The sequence below is a fragment of the Sulfitobacter mediterraneus genome (assembly GCF_016801775.1).
Taxonomy (GTDB): Bacteria; Pseudomonadota; Alphaproteobacteria; order Rhodobacterales; family Rhodobacteraceae; genus Sulfitobacter; species Sulfitobacter mediterraneus_A.
Map to the genome: position 1 here is coordinate 3576645 of NZ_CP069004.1, position 22134 is coordinate 3598778.

General features: G+C 57.5%; 23 protein-coding genes and 1 tRNA gene. 10 read left to right on the forward strand and 14 right to left on the reverse strand.

Annotated features, from left to right (window positions below; translation table 11 throughout):
- Positions 1–56: 56 nt before the first annotated feature.
- Positions 57–215 (reverse strand): hypothetical protein, encoded by a 159-nt coding sequence (locus JNX03_RS17575; protein ID WP_203210285.1) that lies wholly within the window; start codon positions 213–215, stop codon positions 57–59.
- Between the two features lie 29 nt (positions 216–244).
- Positions 245–502, reverse strand: a complete 258-nt coding sequence (locus JNX03_RS17580; protein ID WP_203210286.1) for a hypothetical protein — start codon at positions 500–502, stop codon at positions 245–247.
- Positions 503–637: 135 nt separating this feature from the next.
- Here JNX03_RS17580 and JNX03_RS17585 point away from each other — a divergent pair, with 135 nt between their 5' ends.
- Together JNX03_RS17585 and JNX03_RS17590 are read left to right on the forward strand one after the other, a co-directional pair.
- The gene (locus tag JNX03_RS17585; protein WP_203210287.1) at positions 638–859 is read left to right on the forward strand and encodes a helix-turn-helix domain-containing protein; all 222 of its coding nucleotides are present in this window, start codon (positions 638–640) and stop codon (positions 857–859) included.
- Positions 860–1721: 862 nt separating this feature from the next.
- Positions 1722–2636: a Hint domain-containing protein gene (locus JNX03_RS17590; protein ID WP_203210288.1), complete on the forward strand. Its 915-nt coding sequence runs from the start codon at positions 1722–1724 to the stop codon at positions 2634–2636.
- 328 nt (positions 2637–2964) lie between these two features.
- On the opposite strand, the gene JNX03_RS17595 is transcribed toward JNX03_RS17590, so the two are convergent.
- The 3 genes from JNX03_RS17595 to JNX03_RS17605 form a co-directional block, all read right to left on the reverse strand.
- Positions 2965–3975 carry a hypothetical protein gene (locus JNX03_RS17595; protein WP_203210289.1) on the reverse strand — a complete coding sequence of 337 codons (1011 nt, stop codon included), beginning with the start codon at positions 3973–3975 and terminating at the stop codon, positions 2965–2967.
- Positions 3976–4144: 169 nt separating this feature from the next.
- Positions 4145–5410: a DUF6538 domain-containing protein gene (locus JNX03_RS17600; protein ID WP_203210290.1), complete on the reverse strand. Its 1266-nt coding sequence runs from the start codon at positions 5408–5410 to the stop codon at positions 4145–4147.
- A gap of 36 nt (positions 5411–5446) precedes the next feature.
- Positions 5447–5644, reverse strand: coding sequence for a hypothetical protein (locus JNX03_RS17605; protein WP_203210291.1), 198 nt, complete (start codon positions 5642–5644; stop codon positions 5447–5449).
- Positions 5645–5842: 198 nt separating this feature from the next.
- Here JNX03_RS17605 and JNX03_RS17610 point away from each other — a divergent pair, with 198 nt between their 5' ends.
- Positions 5843–7354 carry an RNA-directed DNA polymerase gene (locus JNX03_RS17610; protein WP_203210292.1) on the forward strand — a complete coding sequence of 504 codons (1512 nt, stop codon included), beginning with the start codon at positions 5843–5845 and terminating at the stop codon, positions 7352–7354.
- 281 nt (positions 7355–7635) lie between these two features.
- On the opposite strand, the gene JNX03_RS17615 is transcribed toward JNX03_RS17610, so the two are convergent.
- Entirely contained in the window at positions 7636–9387 is a 1752-nt protein-coding gene (locus JNX03_RS17615; RefSeq protein ID WP_203210293.1) for a tetratricopeptide repeat-containing sulfotransferase family protein, read from the reverse strand.
- A gap of 131 nt (positions 9388–9518) precedes the next feature.
- Complete coding sequence (locus JNX03_RS17620; protein WP_203210294.1) at positions 9519–9740, reverse strand: helix-turn-helix domain-containing protein; 222 nt, start codon at positions 9738–9740, stop codon at positions 9519–9521.
- Between the two features lie 135 nt (positions 9741–9875).
- On the opposite strand from JNX03_RS17620, the gene JNX03_RS17625 reads away from it, so the two are divergent.
- Together JNX03_RS17625 and JNX03_RS17630 are read left to right on the forward strand one after the other, a co-directional pair.
- On the forward strand, positions 9876–10133 hold the full coding sequence (locus JNX03_RS17625) for a hypothetical protein (protein ID WP_203210286.1): 258 nt from the start codon (positions 9876–9878) through the stop codon (positions 10131–10133).
- An 18-nt stretch (positions 10134–10151) separates the two neighbouring features.
- Positions 10152–10319, forward strand: coding sequence for a hypothetical protein (locus JNX03_RS17630; protein ID WP_203210295.1), 168 nt, complete (start codon positions 10152–10154; stop codon positions 10317–10319).
- A 391-nt stretch (positions 10320–10710) separates the two neighbouring features.
- On the opposite strand, the gene JNX03_RS17635 is transcribed toward JNX03_RS17630, so the two are convergent.
- The 3 genes from JNX03_RS17635 to JNX03_RS17645 all read right to left on the reverse strand — a co-directional run bounded on the left by JNX03_RS17635 (position 10711) and on the right by JNX03_RS17645 (position 13250).
- A complete protein-coding gene (locus JNX03_RS17635) occupies positions 10711–11085 on the reverse strand; it encodes an HNH endonuclease (protein WP_203210296.1) in 375 nt (124 codons plus the stop codon).
- A complete protein-coding gene (locus JNX03_RS17640; RefSeq protein WP_203210297.1) occupies positions 11082–12479 on the reverse strand; it encodes a primase-helicase family protein in 1398 nt (465 codons plus the stop codon). Before JNX03_RS17640 ends, JNX03_RS17635 begins: the two co-directional genes overlap by 4 nt.
- Positions 12480–12731: 252 nt before the next feature.
- Complete coding sequence (locus JNX03_RS17645) at positions 12732–13250, reverse strand: hypothetical protein (protein ID WP_203210298.1); 519 nt, start codon at positions 13248–13250, stop codon at positions 12732–12734.
- 176 nt (positions 13251–13426) lie between these two features.
- On the opposite strand from JNX03_RS17645, the gene JNX03_RS20735 reads away from it, so the two are divergent.
- Entirely contained in the window at positions 13427–13555 is a 129-nt protein-coding gene (locus JNX03_RS20735; RefSeq protein ID WP_432422749.1) for an HNH endonuclease, read from the forward strand.
- A gap of 150 nt (positions 13556–13705) precedes the next feature.
- Here JNX03_RS20735 and JNX03_RS17650 read toward each other — a convergent pair.
- The 3 genes from JNX03_RS17650 to JNX03_RS17660 form a co-directional block, all read right to left on the reverse strand.
- A tRNA-Gln gene (locus JNX03_RS17650) sits at positions 13706–13780 on the reverse strand.
- A 57-nt stretch (positions 13781–13837) separates the two neighbouring features.
- A complete protein-coding gene (locus JNX03_RS17655) occupies positions 13838–15157 on the reverse strand; it encodes a mechanosensitive ion channel domain-containing protein (protein WP_203210299.1) in 1320 nt (439 codons plus the stop codon).
- A gap of 44 nt (positions 15158–15201) precedes the next feature.
- Positions 15202–16194: an NADPH:quinone reductase gene (locus tag JNX03_RS17660; protein ID WP_203210300.1), complete on the reverse strand. Its 993-nt coding sequence runs from the start codon at positions 16192–16194 to the stop codon at positions 15202–15204.
- Between the two features lie 58 nt (positions 16195–16252).
- On the opposite strand from JNX03_RS17660, the gene JNX03_RS17665 reads away from it, so the two are divergent.
- A complete protein-coding gene (locus JNX03_RS17665; protein WP_203210301.1) occupies positions 16253–17161 on the forward strand; it encodes a haloalkane dehalogenase in 909 nt (302 codons plus the stop codon).
- Between the two features lie 41 nt (positions 17162–17202).
- Here the strand turns inward: JNX03_RS17665 and JNX03_RS17670 are convergent, their stop codons facing one another.
- Positions 17203–17706: an SH3 domain-containing protein gene (locus tag JNX03_RS17670; RefSeq protein WP_409202391.1), complete on the reverse strand. Its 504-nt coding sequence runs from the start codon at positions 17704–17706 to the stop codon at positions 17203–17205.
- 130 nt (positions 17707–17836) lie between these two features.
- Here JNX03_RS17670 and JNX03_RS17675 point away from each other — a divergent pair, with 130 nt between their 5' ends.
- From JNX03_RS17675 to JNX03_RS17685, 3 genes are all read left to right on the forward strand, one after another.
- The gene (locus JNX03_RS17675) at positions 17837–18823 is read left to right on the forward strand and encodes a 2-hydroxyacid dehydrogenase (RefSeq protein ID WP_203210303.1); all 987 of its coding nucleotides are present in this window, start codon (positions 17837–17839) and stop codon (positions 18821–18823) included.
- 110 nt (positions 18824–18933) lie between these two features.
- Positions 18934–20712, forward strand: coding sequence for a gamma-glutamyltransferase (ggt, locus tag JNX03_RS17680; RefSeq protein ID WP_203210304.1), 1779 nt, complete (start codon positions 18934–18936; stop codon positions 20710–20712).
- Between the two features lie 13 nt (positions 20713–20725).
- The gene (locus JNX03_RS17685) at positions 20726–22132 is read left to right on the forward strand and encodes an FAD-binding oxidoreductase (RefSeq protein WP_203210305.1); all 1407 of its coding nucleotides are present in this window, start codon (positions 20726–20728) and stop codon (positions 22130–22132) included.
- Positions 22133–22134: the final 2 nt, after the last annotated feature.

Consider the following 22134-nt stretch of genomic DNA (forward strand, 5'->3'; position numbering starts at 1 on the left):
GACCACCTGAGAACGGTCCGTTGCCGACCGTGGCGACCCGCTGCCGACCGTGGCGCTCAGAGAACCAGATGCAGGATCCAGTTGAAGAGACCGATCATGGCGTCGTCCACGATCGCAACCTCAACCAGCCCCGTCAGACGCACCAGCAAGTACCAGATCACCGCCGCTAGCGAACAGACAGCGAGCGCGGCAACAACGTAGGCAGTATTCAGCACAGGTTCCACGGGGGTCGGACATAGCACGTTTATTGGCTCACGTCCTGCTCCTGCTGGTCACCGGCGGTCTCGAGGTGGTCAGACACGCAGCCCCAGAACTGGTTCCTGTGTTCGTACTCGCCTGACTTGGGATCTAGGCAGTCGTCCAGACCAATTACCCCAGCCGCCCAGTAGGCTGAGAAGGCAACCAAGGCGAGGGCCATGAACTTCATCATGTAGGTTGGCAAAGCCAGTGAGAAGCCGAGCAGTCCCACTCCGACGATAAACAGCTCAAAGTAAAGTATCATTGTAGTCGCTCCCCATGATCCGGCCTCCTAGTTAACCAGCTTTGCCGTCGATCGCCCCGCGTAGTTTCGAAGCGGCACTGAAAATGAGACTCATAGTCTGTAGATCGAAAGTCTGCAATCACGCCTACCTTCGGCATGGCAATTCGCAGGCTCGTGGGCCGAAACCTTAAGCATTATCGAGAAGCCGCTGGGCTCTCGCAGGAGGCCCTCGCCTTCGAGTGTGGGCTGCATAGGACTTATGTGAGCGGCGTTGAGCGCGGCGTAAGAAACCCTACCGTTGTCGTTCTGGCTAAGCTGGCCGCACCGCTGGAGATCGAGCCTTGGCGGCTGCTAGTTGACGAGGCCGGGGGCGATTGAGATCAGGCGGCAAAGCCGAAGTCGGACCGTGTGACCACCAAATATTCAGCTTATGGCCAAGTTTGGAACACATTTTGGCATCAGATGGTAATCAATCAAAGATCACGAGAGGCAACCATGCATCACCGGCCAACTTACTTTCAACAAACCGACTTCCAACGACCAACAGTGCTTGTCAGGGATTCCCGTCGTTTTAAACGGATCTGTTTTTTGCTGTTAGCGGCGGCTGTTTTCTTGCTCTGGACAGGCAGTGTGTAATCGCGCTCCTTCTTGGTCCATACCAATCAGGCGCGTAAGCTGAGCAAGTCTCTCAGTTGGCGGCAAAGAAATCCCAATCTGTCAGGGCGTGACTAAACAACAATTCGGTCAGACTTTTGCTGCTCAAACCTTTGGCCGGGCAGTCTGAGTTACCCAGAAACCGACGCCATCCAACTTCATTCGTGAGTTTGAACATCTAGACCGACACCATTTGGACCTAAAATCAGATTGTTTGGTAGTGTGCTGATGTCACCGTTACGGATAGCCTCAGCGATCGCTTCCAGTGCGTAGGCTGCCGCAAGCCGAGAACGCCTTGAGATACTGACAGTGACAGTTACGTCATTCATATTTATGCTCCACAAACCAGCCCTAGTTCTATCATTTAGTGCACCAATCACCCTGCAGCTGCAATTCGCCAAAACTATGATGCGCCAAATGTTGCAGCACCTAACTTTACTGTGATCCGAAGAGGATCAATCAAAATCCGGATATGCCCACCGGTCCGTCACGACTAAGTTGGAATGCCTAGATTAGGTGCTGGTTCCACCGCAATAATGCCGGATTCTCGCGCTACCCCTAGTTTCAATCAGCTAAGGGTTTTGCCATGCCAACTTCATTCGAAGACCAGTTCTTTACTGTCGATCCGGGGGCACCGCCGCCAGCAGGCACTCAACTTGTTTTTCAGCGCGTGGAGTTCATCGACGAGAACGATGATGGGAACATCGGCACCAACACTGGCGATACCTTTAACGGTGTTAACGTGACCAACGTCTGGGAAAACGACACGCTCACCGTCGAATTGCCTAGCGGCGCTCAAGTCACCTACACAGGTGTTACCTTTTATCTTTCGTCGGGCTCTCCAGTATTCACTCCGACAGATGGCCAAGTGCTTCAAAATGGTACTTTCGTCAGTTCGACCTTTGTTACCCAAAGCACTCAAACGCCGGTTGGTAGCTTCGGTCCAACCTGTTTTACGCCCGGCACTTTGATCGAAACCCCATCAGGAGCCCGACCGATTGAAGATCTTCGTATTGGCGATCTGGTAGAGACCCTGGATCACGGTCCACAGCCCATAAGATATATTGTGGATGGTTGTTTTCGCGCAGCAAATGAATTCGCACCAATCAGGTTCGAAGTTGGTAGTATCGGCAACGACCTTCCTCTAGTGGTTTCTCCTCAACATCGGATGCTGATCAGTGGTTGGAAGGCTGAACTTTTTTATGAACAAGCCTCTGTCCTCGTTGCAGCGAAACACTTGGTAAATGGGCATTCAGTTCGTCAGGTATTTGGCGGTCCAGTTCGTTATATCCATTTGTTGTTTGACCGACATGAAATCATCTTTGGGCAGGGCGTTCCGTCGGAAAGCTACTTCCCCGGCCATGCTTGCGATGCACTTGAATCAGCAACCAACCATGAGCTGCTGTCGTTTTTTCCTGAGCTACTTGACTACGCCGACACCACCCAGACGACGGCCCGCTCCATCGTGCGGGGTAAGGAAGCCGTTCTACTTGTGAATTGATTACAGTCGCGACCGAGAGCTCCTTTTACTATCGGACCGGACCCCAACAATTGGCAAGGCCGACCGAAACTCTCTTTGCCCCGCATCACCGCAAATTCGATCACCTGATAGGCCCCCGCAACAAGCATTGGCAGAATGTGCTGCCAGCTCTGCTATCGATCCAATCGACCACCCACTCCGGAGCCGCCCTTCCTGCCCGTCCTACACCAATCTAACGAACCCGTGATATTGACAGCTCCGCCCACAACGCCAATCCCACCACCTGTCAGATAAAAAAATCAAACTGGAAGTCTCCCCAGCCAGCGCGAGCCAGCTGAGGAGTGTTGTGTCAATCGCCGAACATCTTCTGCCACGCGGACCCGACGCCATCCCCGACCACATACCATGCCGCCGACGCGCTGTTCTTCGTTGACCCCCAGAAGCTGGACGTGCCTTCCTTCGCCCGTTCCCAGCCGTCACCGATCGATATCTCCGGTAGATGCAGCTCGCCGAGCTCGGGCAGATATGCCTTCACGTTGTCCCAAGCCGCTGAAGGGGAATTGGTCACTGCGTCCCACACCTCTTCACTGGTGGGCACCTCTCGACCACAGACCACCTTCGTGTCCTCTGAGTAGGCAATGGAGGGGTTGATCGACAGCTCCAGCGCTCTGAGGTCTTTCAGGTTGTCGCAGCCGTCTTTCAGCTCGTAACCCGTGACCGCAATGGCAACACCCGCACCGACCATCGGTATCGACTCCGCGAAGATCGCAGTGACATTGCGACTCGATCCGACCACCGTGCGCTGCGATATGCGGTCCACCGTGTCGCCCACAGCATCGCTCAGTGGCTGTTGCCGCCCACGATAGGTGACCTTCGGGTTCGTTGCCGACTTCGACAGTTCCGCAATGTGGCGATCCCGTGCCGCAAGATCTTCCGACAACCCGGCCACCTCGGTACGCTTCAAGTCGAGTTCCTTGCGCAAGCCCTTCCGCTGCGCCTCAGATGTCGCCACCTTTTCCGAGAGGGCATCGGCCCGCCTGTCGCTCAGGGCCAGATCATCAGACAGCTTTGCTGCTTGCTTCTTCTTTGTGTCTAACTCCCCGTCCAGATCCTGAATGCGACGATCCTTCTGGATCCCGTCACGCTTTAGTTCTGAGACAACAGCAGACGTTCCGGTTATCGCCTCGAACGCTGTTGATAGCAGCAGAGCGAAAGAGCTGAATGCCAGCGTCGCGACGTTCGTGGCCAGCGACAGGACAAGGGCCAATATCACGGCGATGTATTTTAACTTCTTCATGTACTTAACCTTCTTACTCATGGTGGTCTCGGCCAGCACGAACCAGCCGAGATTGAGATTCATGGGTACCTTTTCAGGACAACATAATCGGCCAGCCACTGCCAGTAGAGATCCGCGTTAGCGAACCCCTGAGCTCTTGCAGCGACGTCCTCCGCCTCTCGACGGCTCAGTCCACCATCGAACTCAGCAATGGCAACCCGCTCCTCAAACGCTTCAATGTCCGGAGGAACAGTCATGCCGGAAGCCGGATCTGATCAACGATGCCGCGCTTCTGTTCGTCAGAGATACCTGCACTGTAGATCCCATAGGTGATGCCATTCTCCGACCGCGCTGACTGATGGCCAACGAGCGATGCCGTCCAGTGTTCGGGGACGCCTGTGCGCTCGCATTGCGTGATGAACCACTTGCGCGTTGAGTGAAACACCAGTTGATCCAGAACCAACCAGTCCCGCACCCGCGAGAACCGCTTCGTCACGGCGTTCACCGTCAAGTCAGGGAACAGTGGACCTGACGATGGCAGTCGATCGAACACGTCGTCCAGATCAGGATGCAGAGGTACGAGTCTTTCCGCAGCGTCGGTCTTCAGTAGTCGAAGCTTGTTCGGTCTGACGTGAACGAAGCGCCCAAGGTTGCCCTTGGTCACCAGATCTTCCCGCAGCAAGCCAACAGCTTCCCCAGCCCGCATCCCCGTCAACAGACAGGTCAGCAGAACCGGACGCAGCACCGGATCGTCGTGGTTGACCAGCCGCCGGACTTCAACGTCGGTGGGAACCGCATAGGGCGCGGGACGCACCTTGGGATCGAACCGAACAGACCGAAACGGGTTTGCCTCCAGGTGGCCTTCATAGACGACCCAGTCGACCCAATGGTTCACCTGAGACCAGATGCGCCGCTGTGTCCGCGCCGTGATGCGGTGAGGCCCATCAGACGAGAACTGAACGAGTTGATCCAGCGTCAGACCACGGGTGTTCTGGGATCGTCCGATGACCGGCGATAGCTGAGCCACCAGTTGAAGGAACTCCCGGCCAACGTCACGATCCAGAGCGGTAACTGGCAGCCGCCCATACTTCGACAGGAACAGACCCACGGAATACCGCACGCTCTTAAACCCACTGGGACGCAGCTCGTTGCTCCGACGGTCAAGGTACGTCCGCCCCAACTCGGCAACGGTTGCTACGGGTGCGACGGTCTTCGGTTGGAAGGACACACCTCCTGAGGCCTCCAGAGTGGCCCGCAGGTGGCCAAGGGCTGCTGCTGGACGGTCAACCCATTCAGGCAGGCTAGCGGCTCTCTCTGCGCCAGATCTGACGGCCTGGACCTGCGCCTCGAAGGATGCGTTCAGTTCGGCGGCACGAACACGGGCAGTGGTCGGGTCTCCTGTCTTCAGAGATTGCTTGAGTGCAGCGACCCCTGTGACGATGGTGACGTCTCTTGGGTAGTGGCGACGATACAGCCACGTATGGCCCTTGAGATAGGCATACTTAATGGAAGCAGACATTGGTCGGCTCCTTTCATTGTTTGGTTTTGGTGTGATTTAGGCGGACCGAACGGCCCGGTAGGCGACGGACTTGATCAACTCGAAGCCCGGTTCGCCGTAGACCCCGGCCAGAGGGCCGGTGATCGAGTAACCGCTCACGCAGTCGTCAAAGGTCTCATCGACCTCGAACAGATGTTCAGGCCAATCGTCAAAGGCCCGAATGACGACCACATCGCCTTCCATGAGATCATCCATTGGGCCACCCCGCAGCTTGCTGAGGGCGAGATGGCATAAGAAAACCCCCGGCGGGTCTGCCGAGGGTGCAAAACGTCTTCATGACGTAACTCCTGTAGTTGCTTCTTTTATTAGATACGGCAGATCCCTCAGTTTACAGGAGCGGGTGGCAGCGCTTAGGTTGAGGACATTGAACCCAAAGTAGAATTGATCGCCCGAATGCCAGACACAAAGAAGCTCGACAAAGCCGTCAGGATCATTGACCTCGACAGCGGCAAGGCCAAGGCAGCACTGCTCAAGTCAGAGACTTATTTCGACTTCGACCTGCCACATTACTTCGACTTCTCCCCAACCCTGATGGCTGTGGACGCCAAGTTGGCTGGCAAACCCATCTCTGGCATCTGGAAGTCACCGCCCAGCGACCACGAGGGCGTAAATCACATCATTTTTCACAGCAAAGATGGCAAATATGCGTGGCGACCCCAGGAACTGATCCACCCTGTCATCTATGTGGCCCTTGTGGATGCCCTGACGCAGGCCAGCGGCTGGGGTCTGGTGAAGGATCGCTTCGCGGCCTATGCCGCCAACCCGAAGATCGAGTGTGTGAGCCACCCTGTTGTCACAGACACCGAGCAGAAGGACAAAGCAGCGCAGGTTCTGTCGTGGTGGATGGAGATGGAGCAGCGATCGCTCGAGTTTAGCCTCGATTTCGACCACGTGATCCAGACCGACATCGCCGATTGCTACGGATCGATCTACACCCATACCATTTGCTGGGCCTTGCACGGTAAACCGCTCGCGAAGTCCAAGGAAGGGAAGCAGGATAAGAGCTTGTTGGGCAATCAGTTGGATCGATTGATAGCTTCGTCCCGTCACGGGCAGACCAACGGCATCCCGCAGGGCTCAAACCTGACCAATCTTATTGCTGAGCTGGTTCTGGGCTACGCAGACACGCAGCTCACCGCATTGATCGAGCAAGACGAGATCACTGACTATAAAATCCTGAGGTATCGGGACGACTATCGGATCTTTAGCAACACCCCTGCTGACGGCGAGCGCATTACGAAGTTGTTGGCGGAAGTGCTGCGGGATCTCGGCATGAAGCTGAGCCCCGACAAGACCGCGACGTCCAATCAGATCGTCCAATCTTCGATTAAGCCCGATAAGCTGCATTGGATTGGCAAAGAGAAGAAGAAGCGCAGCCTGATCAAGCATATGCTGCTGATCCATGAGCTGTCTCTGGAGTATCCGAACTCGGGCAGCGTTGCGATTGCCATGTCGAAGTTCCAGCGGCGGGTGGTGAAGCTGGAGGAGCTGAAAGACCCGATTAAGCCGATACTGGCGGTCGCGACGGACGTTGCGCTGCACAATCCACGGGTCTACCCGATCTATGCGGCGATCCTGAGCAGTCTGTTGAGCCATCTGGATGCGGCTGACAGGCAACCGATTGTCACCACGATACTGCAGAAGTTCGAGAAGGTGCCCAACAGCGGTCATCTTCAGCTCTGGATGCAGCGCTTCGCAATTCCGATGCAGATTGATCTGACGACCACAGAGCCGCTGTGCAGCGCCATTGCTGAGGGCGAGTTGCAGCTGTGGAACTCTGACTGGTTGCCGGAGGGGTTTCTGCCGCTGTTGCGGGCCGCGACCTATGTGGATCAGGGCGTGTTGGCAACGCTGAAGCCAGTGATCGAGGCCGAGGAGGTCCAGCTGTTCGGGTATGATTATTAGGTCAAGGGTGTGTGGAAGGTGACAGGCTTCATGCTGAGTTCGATGGTGGGCTGTCTCGGTCCGACGCTGAGGACGTGGCTGCGAGGGATCAAGACTTCATCAGTGCCCAGTATTACTGGCAGTGGCTAGCCGACTACGTGGTCAACAGAAAATACCCCCAAAAAAAACCTCGGCTGGCGTCTGCCGGCCGGGGGTTCCACTTTTCTTTTTTTATCTGGAAGGCAGAAGAGAATTGCCCGCCAACTCAATTTTCGTAACACGTCGAGGCTGAAGGAGGTCGACTAGGAATTGAGAAGGTGGCTCCATCGAACAGTATCCAAGCCGTTGCAAAATTGTTCTAACAATCCAGCCTTTTCTCTCCACTTCCCAACTGAACCCTTGTGCACTGGCATACGCAATTGAGTTGCACTGAGTGTCAAAATTTGATCCGTGCTTAGGTCTGGACGCGCCATTTTAGCGTGCCATTCCAAATCGCAGAAATCTGCCATTTGACGGCCAATGCCCTCGACATTCTCAACCAGTTTTTCGTAACGGACATCAAGTATTTCGCCCGATAACACACTTCTCCAATGTTCCATCGAACTTGCATACAAGTTGAATTTGGCTGCCATCCAATCCCAGTCATAGGTGTATGAAAGAACACTCCCCGAAAAATGAGACCTCCACATTGAGAGCGCGATATCCCTTGGGTCGCGCTGCACATTGATGATTTTGCAGTCAGGGTAGGCCTGCTTCAAAAAACCCACCAGTCGATAGTTCTCCGGCATCTTATCCACATAAGCAGTGGCACTTACGGGCAGATCTGGCAAAAGTCTCTGATCCTGCTTAACCAGTTCGGCTGCAGCTTCAGGCGTGAAAGGAAGATCTTGTTCGATGGTATCACGCAGCAAAAAGCCTGCCGTCCCGCGTTCGCCGAGCGGTACTACATTTGGATGTGCACCCAAAATCGCTTCGACAAGGGTTGTGCCAGACCGGGGTAGGCCAATCACGAAGATAGGTCTGCATGATGATCGACGTGTTTCTTCAACCTTCATAGGCGATGGAAAACGAGCAAGAATGGCGTTTGTAACAGCGGCATCAGCTTCTGCTTCATATGGAAATAGATGAGCCATTTCCTTGTTCGCAAGACCTAGCGTCTTCTCCGCTTCGGCGCTTTCATTATTTGCGGCCAAGGCGGCGGAGAGGGCGTAGAGTAAGGATGCTCGATCTTCCGATTTTTTGGGGGCCTTTTCCAAAGCCTTGCGAATTTTGGGCTCAAGCGCAGCTGCATCCGCATCGGCGAACAAGTGAGCGAGTTGTTCTAGTGCAGCCGAATTGTATTGCTGGATCTCCAAGGCTATCTTGAAATGACGAATACCTTCTTCAGGTTTTCCCATTTCAACGTATTGACTTGCAAGTCGCACTCTTGCTGGGATGTTGTTTGGGTCAAGTTCAACTGCTTTTTGCACGACCCGGAGGGCATCCTGCGATTGCGCCTGCCGCGCAAGTGGAAGACTTAGATTAGTTAACGCCGTTACGTCATTGGGATTGATTTGAAGGACTTTCTGTAGATCAATAATGGCATCTTTGATATGCCCTAGGCGCAAATTGATCGTGCTGCGAAGGTGGTGTATTGTAACAATGCCTGAGCTCTTAGCGATCGCTTCATCCGATGATGAGAGTGCGGCACGCTCTTTGCCTAATCCGAACTCGGCCTGAGCTTTCAAGAACCAGACCTTCCAGTCTTCTGGGCTTTTTTGCACAAGAACGCTTAACAGTTGTACGGCCTTATCTGCCCTTCCAGTCAAGATTAACGTTTGTGCGAGATTCTTCTCTGCATCGGGAAGGGCTGGGTCAATTTCTATCGCTCTTCGAAAGTACTTGATTGCATCTGTTTGTCGTCCAGTTGCGCTCGCTGCGATACCAGCAATATTGAAAGCTACAGCTGAACGTGGGGATTTCTTTGCAGCTGAAAGTGCAGCTTTTAGTGAACGCTTATAACTCCTTTGCTGCAGGTACTTATGCGCATCCTGAACATCTTTTTGGTAAGTCACTTTGCTATGGCCCGCGTTCTATAGTGAAGAGGATGGTATATATCTAATATTTTGGCAATCAAGCGCCGGAGCGATTCCTGGCGGAACTATCTCACATCAAAGGTGTATATTAGTTGCTCTTGCCAAGTTGGTCACCGTCTAGTGCCCTCCTCCACCAACAGCCGCCAAGGCTCGATCTCCAGCGGTGCGGCCAGCTTAGCCAGAACGACAACGGTAGGGTTTCTTACGCCGCGCTCAACGCCGCTCACATAAGTCCTATGCAGCCCACACTCGAAGGCGAGGGCCTCCTGCGAGAGCCCAGCGGCTTCTCGATAATGCTTAAGGTTTCGGCCCACGAGCCTGCGAATTGCCATGCCGAAGGTAGGCGTGATTGCAGACTTTCGATCTACAGACTATGAGTCTCATTTTCAGTGCCGCTTCGAAACTACGCGGGGCGATCGACGGCAAAGCTGGTTAACTAGGAGGCCGGATCATGGGGAGCGACTACAATGATACTTTACTTTGAGCTGTTTATCGTCGGAGTGGGACTGCTCGGCTTCTCACTGGCTTTGCCAACCTACATGATGAAGTTCATGGCCCTCGCCTTGGTTGCCTTCTCAGCCTACTGGGCGGCTGGGGTAATTGGTCTGGACGACTGCCTAGATCCCAAGTCAGGCGAGTACGAACACAGGAACCAGTTCTGGGGCTGCGTGTCTGACCACCTCGAGACCGCCGGTGACCAGCAGGAGCAGGACGTGAGCCAATAAACGTGCTATGTCCGACCCGTGGAACCTGTGCTGAATACTGCCTACGTTGTTGCCGCGCTCGCTGTCTGTTCGCTAGCGGCGGTGATCTGGTACTTGCTGGTGCGTCTGACGGGGCTGGTTGAGGTTGCGATCGTGGACGACGCCATGATCGGTCTCTTCAACTGGATCCTGCATCTGGTTCTCTGAGCGCCACGGTCGGCAGCGGGTCGCCACGGTCGGCAACGGACCGTTCTCAGGTGGTCACAGGAGGCCAGCAGCGGGGCGCAGTACTCGGCAGCCAGCAGACCACACCCGCGACACCCGCCACCGCCGCTACGATCGTCAACAGATACGCTAAAACTGCCCCCGTTTCGGCCCCAGATCCGGCGACCAGTCGGGAAAACCTATAGCAATCAACGACCGTCAAGGTTTCCTACCATCCCAGCCACTTCCAGATAGATCAAAGAACACAACACCCGTCGCACCCGCAGGTACGAAAAGGCCCCAATTTAGGCCCCTGTTGGCGCGTATCGCTACGCGGGTGCATCGGGTGTAGCGGGTGGCCCCCAGCGGTGTGCTAGAGGCCCGGACCACGGTACTAGAGCAGGTCGTAGTTAACGCCATTGGCCCAGTATTCCCAGTCGTCCCGCTTGTTATCCGCCGCCGAGCCCGTCTGAAGGTGCTCCGGACGGCAACATTGCTCGTTGTGGCAGCGATGGCGTATCACGACCCGCTGACTCAGGACTTCCCGATTGACCACGCAGTAGACGAACCTCGCCGCCGCAACCTGTCGCCCCCGGAACCTGATCTTCGGTCGCCGCACCGTCGGTCGCACCCAGCACCCATTGGCGTCGGGCGTGGTCTGCGCCAGAACTGAGTTGGCCCTCGCAAGGGCCTCCTCGTAGTGGTTATCCATGATGTCTTGCAGCCAGACTTCACTTTCATCCTGATAGACGAACACATGGTGGCTCATTGGATCACCTCGATTTCTCCGTGCATCCGGGTTGTGTCGAGGTAATCCGCGATCGGTGTCCCGTCGTGCCCGGTGCCGAAGATCTTTCCGCCATCGACAATGTAGCCCGGGCGAGCCCAGATCGACCTTGCATAGTCTCGGCCCCCCCACTTCACAGTGGACTTAATCCATCTCAGCTCGTTCATCAGATGGCGGGTTTGATTGCCATTACCGTTCAGCTCCTCCCGAACGTAGGTCGCGACAGTCTCCTGCGGCACGACCACAAGCTTCTCAGCGTTCAGATATTCCTCCAATTGGTCGAGGTTGGTCTGGCGGCTCGTCTCCTGCAGTCGCTTCATGATCGGCGTCGCTTGGTCGGTGATGTTCAGGCTCTTCGCGTTGAACGTCGTTGGCAGCTCTCTGGACATCAGAGCGTTATAGAACCGCGCCACGTTGCTCGGATCGTCGAGGAAGGCATGAACGCGCCCAACTAGCTCAGCGAAGGCGTCAGCGTCAGGCCCGCCAGCGCAACCGTCATGGTCAACATCGAAGACAGCGTAGCGCCGCTCACCCGGTTCCATCCAGTCAGGCAGGAAGTTCGAGGTAAAGGCGAAGCATGTGACGTTTCGCGCACGGACCTGCTCCTTGCCCTTCTGCTCAACAAGAATGAACGGATCGGTGATATAGGTCTTTATCGTATTGCCCTTCGACGATCCCTGCTGAAGATGTGTCTCTTCGCAGATCACCAGCTTGCTTCTCAGCAGCGTCGCATTGAACTGCTGGGTCAGCTTATCAACATTGTTCTGAACGGCAGTGTTATGCTCTCCGAACAGCTCGGTCATCAAGCGGCACAAGGTGCTCTTGCCCGTGCCCTTGCTGGCAGAATAGAAGAACGGGGCCCAAGACGGCTTCTCGCTCTCGTTCTGAAGGCAGTAGGCCAGCCAGTTAACGAACAGATCGTGTTCAGCTTCGGTCTGGAAGACGTAGCTGAGGAATTCGTCGATCACATCCGCGTCCAGTGAGTTTATCTTCAGGTCCCGATATGCTGGCTGAACCCAGACATTGGTTGCTACTGCGCCACGCTCGGACACAAGGCGATCAGTACGCCCCGGCAAGCAGACTGAATGCCCGTTCCAGACCTGTATCGATCGTGAGCGGTCGCTGTGCTGTGCCTGAATGAGCTTGCCGTAAAGCCCTTTTAGCAAAGGGGTCGACATCGTGACGTCAGGGTATTCTTCCGAGATGCGGTTTAAGATCATCTGCTCCACGTCGGTGCGTGATAAGGCGCTACCGAGGTAATCTACATCGAAGAACTTATTGTCTTTGCGTACAAATTGCTGCGCGAACACTGTTGCCAGCATCTCGATTTCTTTCTGTGTTTTTTCTCCTGTTTCTGGTTTCTGTGTAGTGGTCATTGATGGTTTACTCCAATCATCGATGACGCCGATTCATTCTTCGGCCCTCGAGAGAGTTAGGCGATTAACCTACGATTGGGTTGCGAAGATCGACTTCAATATCTGCGTGTTCTCTCTATAAGCGTCCCCTGGAAGGCAAGGACGGGCCAAAAGAGTTGAGAATTGCATGGATTGGAGGGGCCAGAGGGCTCCTCTTCGCGCACAGTTGGAGGCGGTGATACAAGCACATGACTGGAGCTAGGTTGCTTCCGGCTAGCCCACCGGTTTCAGCTTCAGGTCCATGATCTTGGTCATCAGCTTGGCTCCCATCATCAGATTGTCATACTGATCGCTGATCCCTTTTTTGTGCTTTGCTCCGTGCATGAGGTTGCAGCGTAGCCGATAGGTTATCCAGACAAGTGCCGTTAGCTTGTCTTTCGGTGTTCCCTGCTGAGCGGCGATAGTCGGTTCAAGGCGTTTTCTGGTCCCGTAATCTTCCCCTACCAATTCATTGAAGTGATCATTGACGCCTGTAGGATCAGCGAAACGGCCTTGATAATAATTCCAGCAAGTTTCGAAGGGCTCGAACTCCACATCTTCCGGTACCCCCTCACAGTACTTCGCTATGAGAAGTCTGCTGGCACTGCGGTTCAAATTCCTCTTATCAAACACGCTCCAGAGGATCATGAAATAATAGGCGGCTAGCTGAACTTCGGGAGGCACGCCAGTGAACTCAGGGCACGACTGGCCCATCCAATTGTCTATTTCCGTTCTGTCGTCCAGAAATACCATTTCTGCTCCCCATTAATTGCCAAAACCACAACCTACGCCAGACCACGCCCGACGCCAATGGGTGCTGGGTGCGACCGACGGTGCGGCGACCGAAGATCAGGTTCCGGGGGCGACAGGTTGCGGCGGCGAGGTTCGTCTACTGCGTGGTCAATCGGGAAGTCCTGAGTCAGCGGGTCGTGATACGCCATCGCTGCCACAACGAGCAATGTTGCCGTCCGGAGCACCTTCAGACGGGCTCGGCGGCGGATAACAAGCGGGACGACTGGGAATACTGGGCCAATGGCGTTAACTACGACCTGCTCTAGTACCGTGGTCCGGGCCTCTAGCACACCGCTGGGGGCCACCCGCTACACCCGATGCACCCGCGTAGCGATACGCGCCAACAGGGGCCTAAATTGGGGCCTTTTCGTACCTGCGGGTGCGACGGGTGTTGTGTTCTTTGATCTATCTGGAAGTGGCTGGGATGGTAGGATTCGAACCTACGGTACACTGTACCAAAAACAGTTGCCTTACCACTTGGCTACATCCCAACTGAGGGGCTAATTAAGGGGACTGGGCGCTGGGTGCAAGCCTGTTTTCGCAAAAAATTACTCCTCGGACGCATTCATATTCAGAAGATCGCGGCGCGCCAGTTCAGCGCGCTCCTGATCGACGATTTTCTCAAGCTCTTTATCGGCTGTTGCCTCCACATCCTGAACCGGTGCTGGGGCAGGGGGGCGGCTTTCTTTTGTTTCCTCGGGGGCGGGCGCCGGCGCTTGCAGGACCGCAGGCAGGTTTTCGATGCGGTAGCCCGGCACAGGCGCTGCCATTCCTGCCCCGTCCAAGGCCGCCTGGGTCAGGCGGATCGCCTCGCTGCGCGCCAGAACGATGCTGGTCTCATTCTGATCAATCCATGCCGCCATCATCAGCGTGATCCAGAAATCATCCACCGATTCAACCCAAACCGACACCTCAGGGCTGTCCAGTACGAAGGGCAGATCGTTCAGAGTCTGCAACGCCAATTGCCGTGCAGCATCCAGATCGGTGTCCGAGGCCACAGACAGCGCAAATGTAAACCGCCGCTCTGCATTGCGCGAAAAGTTCACGATGCGGCTTTTGAAAACGGTCGCATTGGGGATGCGAATGTGATTGCCATCAAAGCTGAGCAAAATGGTGGCGCGGCTGGTCAGGCGGATCACCTTGCCGGTGTCGCCGTTGATCTCGACCGTGTCATTGGGGCGAAACGGCTGGCGGATCGACAGCATGATCGAGGCGATGAAATTCTCCACCGTGTCGCGCACGGCAAAACCGATGGCGAGGCCGACAATCCCGGCCGCACCCAGAATGCCAGACAGCAGTGCCGTTGCGCCCACGATATCCAGCGCCACAACCAGGCCGCCGATCACAAACAGCAGGCGCAGGATCTGGCGGTAGATGTCGGCGATAAAGGCGTTGGGCGACAAGCGATCCCAGGGTTGCCGCATCCGGGCGATGAAGAACCCGGCAAAAACAATCAGGACGAATACGCCGAGCGCAATCAGCGCCAGCGGCAGGAAGGCCACCAATTGCGTGGCGCGGGCCTTGAACCGGTCCACCGCGGGGTTCAGGCGGCGGGCCACATCCGTGGTCTCGAACACCTCGTTCTCGATCGCGACCACCCCCTCAACCCGGCCAACCAGCTCGGTCAGGCGGACTGCGGTTGCCGTATCCAGCGTGGTGCCGCGCAGGGTGACAATGCCGGAGGATACCGTGACGCTGATGTCTTCATAGCCCTCCAATTCCCCAAGAATATCGCGAATTCGGGTGGCAATGGCGGCATCGGCGCTGGCGTTGTCTTCGATGGCGATGGTGCCATTGGGTTGATCCACGCTTTGCGCGAGGGTGGCAAAAGGCAGGAACAGGCACAAGATCAGGGCAAATAGGCGCATAACAAATTCCGTGGTAAAATTCGCCCCGATCTTAGGTTGCGGCCCTAGCTTTGACAATCAATCAGGATCGCCCCGGACCGCACGGCGGCTTCCACCGCCTCATGGGCGCGGGCGGTTTCGGCAAGCGGATAGATTTTGGCAACCGGACAATCCAATGCACCTTCGGCCAACGCGTTGTGCAGCCGCGTGATGGTCTGGTCCCGCTCGGCCGGGGGCAGCAGATAGATAAGAATGATATCGATGGTCACGGCCTTAAACAGCAGCGGATAGAACGGCAGCGTTGGTGACAGCTCCTTGGCCGCGCCATAGGCGGCGATCCGGCCATTTGGCGCGATCACCTCGGTGTCCATGGCGATGTTGATGCCAAACTCCACTTCGACAATGGTTTCGACAAAAGCGCCATCATTGGCCGCCAAAACCTGTGCGGGCAGATCATCGGCGCGGTAGTCGATCACATGGTCTGCGCCAGCCGCCCGGACCGCATCCATATCTTTGGGGCTGCAGGTCGCGATCACCCTTGCACCGCCCCATTTGGCCAGTTGCACGGCGAGCAGACCAACGGTGCCTGCACCGCCCTGAACCAAAACAGTCTCACCGGCAACATCTCCGCCACCAAAGACGGCATGGCACGCCGTCAGCCCGGGAATGCCAAGACTGGCGCCGGTTTCAAAACTCACCGCGTCGGGCAGAGGTACGGCTTGCTGCGCGGGCAGGGTAATGTGGCTGGCCGCGGTCCCAAAGGGGCGTTGCCACTGGCCGTTCCAGATCCACACCCTTTGCCCGATGCGGGCCGCATCCACGCCTGCGCCCACGGCGATCACTTCGCCTGCTCCGTCACTGTGCGGGATGATCTGGTCAAAGGCAGGTTTGGTCACACCGGGCCGCCCGCCCGCGCGGGATTTGACATCGGAGGGGTTAACGCCGGAATAGACCAGTTTGACCATGACCTCCCCCGCCGCCGGATCGGGGCAGACCACCTCGGCGGGCTTCAAGACGTCTGCGGCGCTTCCGAAGCGGTCATAGGTGATGGCTTTCATGGTTTGGTCCTTGAATGGGGGATGTGTCGCGGACTACCCTGATGCAAAGGAGAGACCCATGCAATTCCTTCGGACCGATGATGCCCATTTTGACGGGCTGAGCGATTATGCCTTTTCCCCCAACTATCTGAAGGTGGATGACACCGAAGGCGGCCAATTGCGGGTGCATTACCTTGATGAAGGGTCGCGCGGTGCCGCGCCTGTGCTGTTGATGCACGGGGAGCCGACGTGGAGCTATCTTTACCGCCACATGATCCCGCCTTTGGTGGATGCCGGGCACAGGGTGATTGCGCCGGACTTGATCGGCTTTGGCCGGTCGGACAAGCCCACCGAATTGAAAGATTACACCTACCAGCGGCACGTCGACTGGATGATGTCCGTTGTGCAGCAGCTGGACTTGCAGGAGATCACGCTCTTTGCGCAGGACTGGGGCGGGCTGATCGGCCTGCGGCTTGTTGCCGCGATGCCGGATCGTTTTGCCCGCATCGTTGTCGGCAACACCGCGCTGCCCACAGGTGATCAACCGATGAGCAAGGCGTTTGAAAGCTGGCGGGACTACGCGCTGAGCGTGCCGGAGTTCAACGCAGGCCGGATCGTCTATGGCGGCACCACGTCCAAGCTGACCGAGGCCGAGGTTGCCGCTTACAACGCGCCATTCCCCGATGATCGGTATCAAGCGGGCGCGCGCAAGTTTCCGGCACTGGTGCCCAGCACACCGGATGATCCCGCAGCCCCGGCAAACCGCGCGGCGTGGAAGGTGCTTTCGGGATTGACCCTGCCGGTCCTGACCACTTTTGGCGCGGACGACAAAATCATGGCAGGGGTGGAAAAGATCTTTCAAACCCGGATGACCGGCGCGGCGGGGCAGGACCATGTGATCTTGCCGGACGCAGGCCATTTCCTGCAAGAGGACGTCGGCCCCGAACTGGCGCGGCGGATCAACGCCTTTGTTGAAAAGACCCGCTGAGCGGCGGTGGTGCTTTCGTCAAGTCTTTGAAATCGGATATCTTATTCGCGGATCTCATGGGCGGCCACGCCCCAGACCCGCGCCTTGGGCGCCCAGCCTTTGTAGCCGCCTGATCGCAACTCGCACCATTCGGTGCTGCAATCGCCAAGCCGAGCCACAACACCAATTTCCAAAGCCGCCGTCACCGGTGCATTGGGGTCAGGGCGCACATGCAGCGGCAACATGTCTTGCTCAACCAGAACCGTGCGTGTGCCCGAAAGCAGCGAATAATGCACCCAGCCGCCCATGCCGTCACGGTCTTCGACGCGGCGCCAATGACCATGCTCTGCGGTAATGCGCAGCGGCATATCGCGGCGCTTGAAAACCCAGTCGATCCGATGCGACAGGGACGGGCCGCGCCGCACATTGCCTTCCGAGGCTTTCATTGACACGAACCGCGGGAGCGGCAGATGGGTCACTGATCCGGTTTCCCCTGCCTGTACCGGTCCATGCGGGGCGAATGCCACAAGGGCCAGCGCCAGAACGGCGCTTTGCAACTTTGTCATGATCATGGGTGCTGCCTGCACTGTCATACTGATTTGTTTGCTCTTTTGCGGCGCGGGGTTCTTGTGCCTCGTCGCTGCATGAGACACCATGCCTTTCAAATAGACTGAGGCCAAGGCCGGGGAGATAAGCATGGCAAAGAAACGGTTGAGTGTTGTAGTCACGCGACGGTTGCCAGATGCCGTGGAAACACGGCTGTCCGAACTTTTTGACGTGCGGCTGCGCGAAGACGACACGCCAATGACCCGAGGTGAACTGATCGAAGCGGTGAAAACTGCCGATGTTCTGGTGCCGACTGTCACAGACGAGATTGACGCGGCCATGATCGGCCAGGCGGGCGAACAGCTCAAACTGATTGCCAATTACGGGGCCGGAGTGGACCACATTGATGTGGCCACTGCCCGTCAACGCGGCGTGCTGGTCAGCAACACACCGGGCGTTCTGACCGATGATACCGCTGATATGACCATGGCCCTGATCCTGTCGGTGACGCGCCGCATGTCCGAGGGCATGGCGCAGATGCAGAAAGGCACATGGTCCGGTTGGGCACCCACCGCCCTGCTGGGCGGGCGCGTCAGCGGCCGGCGGCTTGGCATTCTGGGCATGGGCCGGATTGGACAGGCCGTGGCACGCCGCGCGGCGGCCTTTGGCATGCAGGTGCATTATCACAACCGACGCCGCCTGCATGAGCAGATCGAAGCGGATCTGGACGCAACCTATTGGGAAAGTCTGGACCAGATGGTGGCGCGGATGGATGTGATCAGCATCAATTGCCCGCACACCCCCAGCACCTTCCACCTGATGAACGCGCGGCGCTTGAAGCTGATGAAACCCGATGCGGTGATCGTGAACACCTCGCGCGGAGAGGTGATCGACGAAAACGCCCTCACCCGGATGCTGCGCGCAGGCGAGATCAAGGGCGCGGGGCTGGACGTTTATGAACACGGCACGCAAGTCAATCCGCGCTTGCGCGAGTTGGAGAATGTCGTGCTGCTGCCGCATATGGGATCGGCCACTGTCGAAGGCCGGATGGAGATGGGCGAGAAAGTGATCATCAACATCAAGACCTTTGATGACGGTCACCGCCCGCCGGATCAGGTTGTCCCTTCGATGTTGTAGGGCGGCGGCGCGGGCAAGCCCGCATTCGATTTATGAAGGGATGAAGGGGCTTTGCCCCCTCAAACTCCCCCAGAGTATTTTTGAGCCAAAAAGGGCAAAGGAGTGATGTCATGAGATTTGCTTTGGTCGGACTTGCCTTGTGTCTTGGATCAGCTGCGACCGCGCAGCAGGTGGCTGACAGCGTCGCGCCTGAGGCGTCAGGGGCAGGGGTCTTTGCAGATCTTCCCGCGGGACTGGCAGCATCCGCCGAGGCCAAGGCGCAGGGGCGGCCCGTGGTGGCGGACAATTGGATGGTCGCGGCGGCCAATCCCCATGCGGTGCAGGCCGGTGCAGATGTGCTCGCGGCGGGCGGCACGGCGGCAGATGCCCTGGTGGCTGTGCAGGCCATGTTGGGTTTGGTTGAGCCGCAAAGCTCTGGTCTGGGCGGCGGCGCCTTTCTGGTTTGGTATGATGCCAAGTCGGGCGCGGTGACAACATTGGATGGCCGGGAAACCGCACCCTTGGCCGCGACACCGCAGTTGTTTCAGGATCAGGACGGCGCGCCGCTGAAGTTTTTCGATGCGGTTGTGGGCGGACGGTCCGTTGGCACGCCCGGCACGCCGGCGCTGATGGCGGACGTACATGCCCGCTGGGGCAATCGCGACTGGGCGTCTTTGCTGGCCCCGGCACAACAAGTGGCGCAGGACGGGTTTGCCGTATCGCCGCGATTGGCCAAGCTGGTGGCCGGAGATGCCATGCGTTTGGCAACTTCGCCTGACACCGCAGCCTATTTTCTTCCGGAGGGGGCGCCGATTGAAGTGGGGGCCACCCTGCGCAATCCGGCCTATGCGCAGACACTTGCCACATTTGCCAAGGAGGGCGCGGGCGCGTTTTATGGCGGTGCCATCGGGCGCCAGATCGTGGCGGCCGTTCAGGGCGCAGAGGGCAATCCGGGTGTACTGTCCGAGACGGATCTGGCGATCTATCAGGTCAAGGAACGCGCCGCCGTTTGCGCGCCCTATCGCGGCCATGAGGTCTGCGGCATGGGGCCGCCCTCCTCGGGCGCTGTGGCGGTTGGGCAGATCCTTGGGCTGCTTGAAGGCTCCGACCTGAGTGCCGGACCGCTTGACCCAGAGGTGCGCCGCCTGATGGGGGATGCGGGGCGTTTGGCCTTTGCAGACCGCGGCCGGTATCTCGCGGACAGCGATTATGTGCCCGTGCCGGTACAGGGATTGCTGGAGCCGGGCTATCTGGCGGAGCGGGCGAAACTGCTGGATGGGGATGCGGCCTTGACCGAGGTTGCACCGGGCAATCCGGAATTTGATCATGCACTGAACTGGGCCGATGACGCGGCGATTGAGCTGCCGTCGACCAGCCATGTGTCGATTGTTGACAGCTATGGCAATGTGGCCAGCCTGACCACGACCATTGAAAACGGTTTTGGATCACGCGTCATGGCGGGTGGTTTTCTGCTCAACAATGAGTTGACAGATTTTTCCTTCCGTTCGCACCGCGACGGGGTGCCGGTGGCCAATCGGGTGGAGCCCGGCAAGCGGCCCCGCTCTTCCATGGCACCAACCATCGTGCTCAAAGATGGCAAACCGGTGCTGGCCGTGGGCAGCCCGGGCGGAAGCCGCATCATCGGCTATGTGGCGCAAGCCATTGTCGGGGTGATCGACTGGGGGCTCGACGTGCAGCAAGCGGTGATGGTGCCTCATGCCGTTAACCGCTTTGGCACCTATGATCTGGAGGCGGGCACACCGGCCGAAACGCTTGCCGCCCCGCTCGAAGCGATGGGATTTGAGGTGAACGCGCGGGGGCTGACCTCCGGTCTGCATCTGATTGCCATTGGCAATGATCTGCAGGGCGGTGCCGATCAGCGCCGCGAAGGCATCGCATACGGAGAATAAGGGGAGAGACACCATGGGAGATGCCAGAGCTTTGCCGCGCAACGAAGAGGGGATCGCCACCGTCGTGGGGATCTTGAAGCAACAGTTTGGCGAGCGGTTGCAAACAGGTCATTCGATCCGCGAACAGCATGGCCATACCACCACCTGGATCGAAAACCAGATGCCAGATGCGGTGGTGTTCGCCCAATCCACGCAAGAAGTTTCGGACATTGTCAAAGCCTGCGCCGCCCATAAGGTGCCGGTCATTGCCTATGGCACAGGCACCTCACTGGAGGGGCATGTGAATGCACCCGCGGGCGGCATTTCCGTGGATCTCAGCCAGATGGATCAGGTGCTTGAGGTCAATGCAGGCGATCTTGATTGCCGGGTGCAGCCGGGCGTGACCCGCGAGGCGCTCAATACCTATCTGCGGGATCAGGGGCTGTTCTTTCCCATCGATCCTGGCGCCAATGCCTCGATCGGGGGGATGACGGCGACGCGGGCCTCGGGCACCAATGCGGTGCGCTATGGCACGATGAAGGACAACGTGCTGAGCCTTGAGGCAGTGATGCCCGATGGCACGGTGATCCGCACCGCCAGCCGGGCACGAAAATCTTCGGCAGGTTATGATCTGACCCGGCTTATGGTCGGCTCAGAAGGGACGCTGGGCATGATCACGGAAATCACCCTGCGTTTGCAGGGCATACCCGAGGCGATCTCGGCGGCGCGATGTTCCTTTCCCAGTGTGGAGGCTGCCTCAAAAACCGTGATGGCGGTGATCCAATATGGCCTGCCTGTGGCGCGGATCGAATTGATGGATGCGCAGCTTGTGAAGGCGGTGAACGCCTATTCCAATCTGTCCCTGCCGGAAACGCCGCTGCTCTTGCTAGAGTTTCACGGATCCGAAGCCGGGGTGGCAGAACAGGCAGAAACCTTTGGCATGCTGGCCGAAGAGGAAGGCGGCACCGGCTATGAGGCCACCGCAACCTTGGAGGAGCGGAACAAGCTATGGCAGGCGCGTCATGATGCCTATTGGGCGATGATCCAAGCCTGTCCGGGCCGCAAGGGCATTGCCACTGATGTCTGCGTGCCGATCTCGCGCTTTGCCGAAGCTGTGACGGCAGCAGAAACCAAGGCGACAGAGATGAACCTTTTTGCGCCGATTGTGGGTCATGCAGGGGATGGCAATTTCCATGCCTCCATCATGATCGACATGGAAGATGCTGATGAAGTAGCCCGCGCGGGGGGTTTTGTGAGCTGGCTGAACGAACTTGCCATTTCGATGGACGGCACCTGCACGGGCGAACATGGCATCGGGCAAGGCAAACGCCCCTATCTGGTCAAGGAGTTGGGTGCAGGCACCGTGGGTATCATGGGCGCGATCAAAGCCGCGATTGACCCGGACAACATCATGAACCCGGGCAAGATTTTGCCAGAGTGACT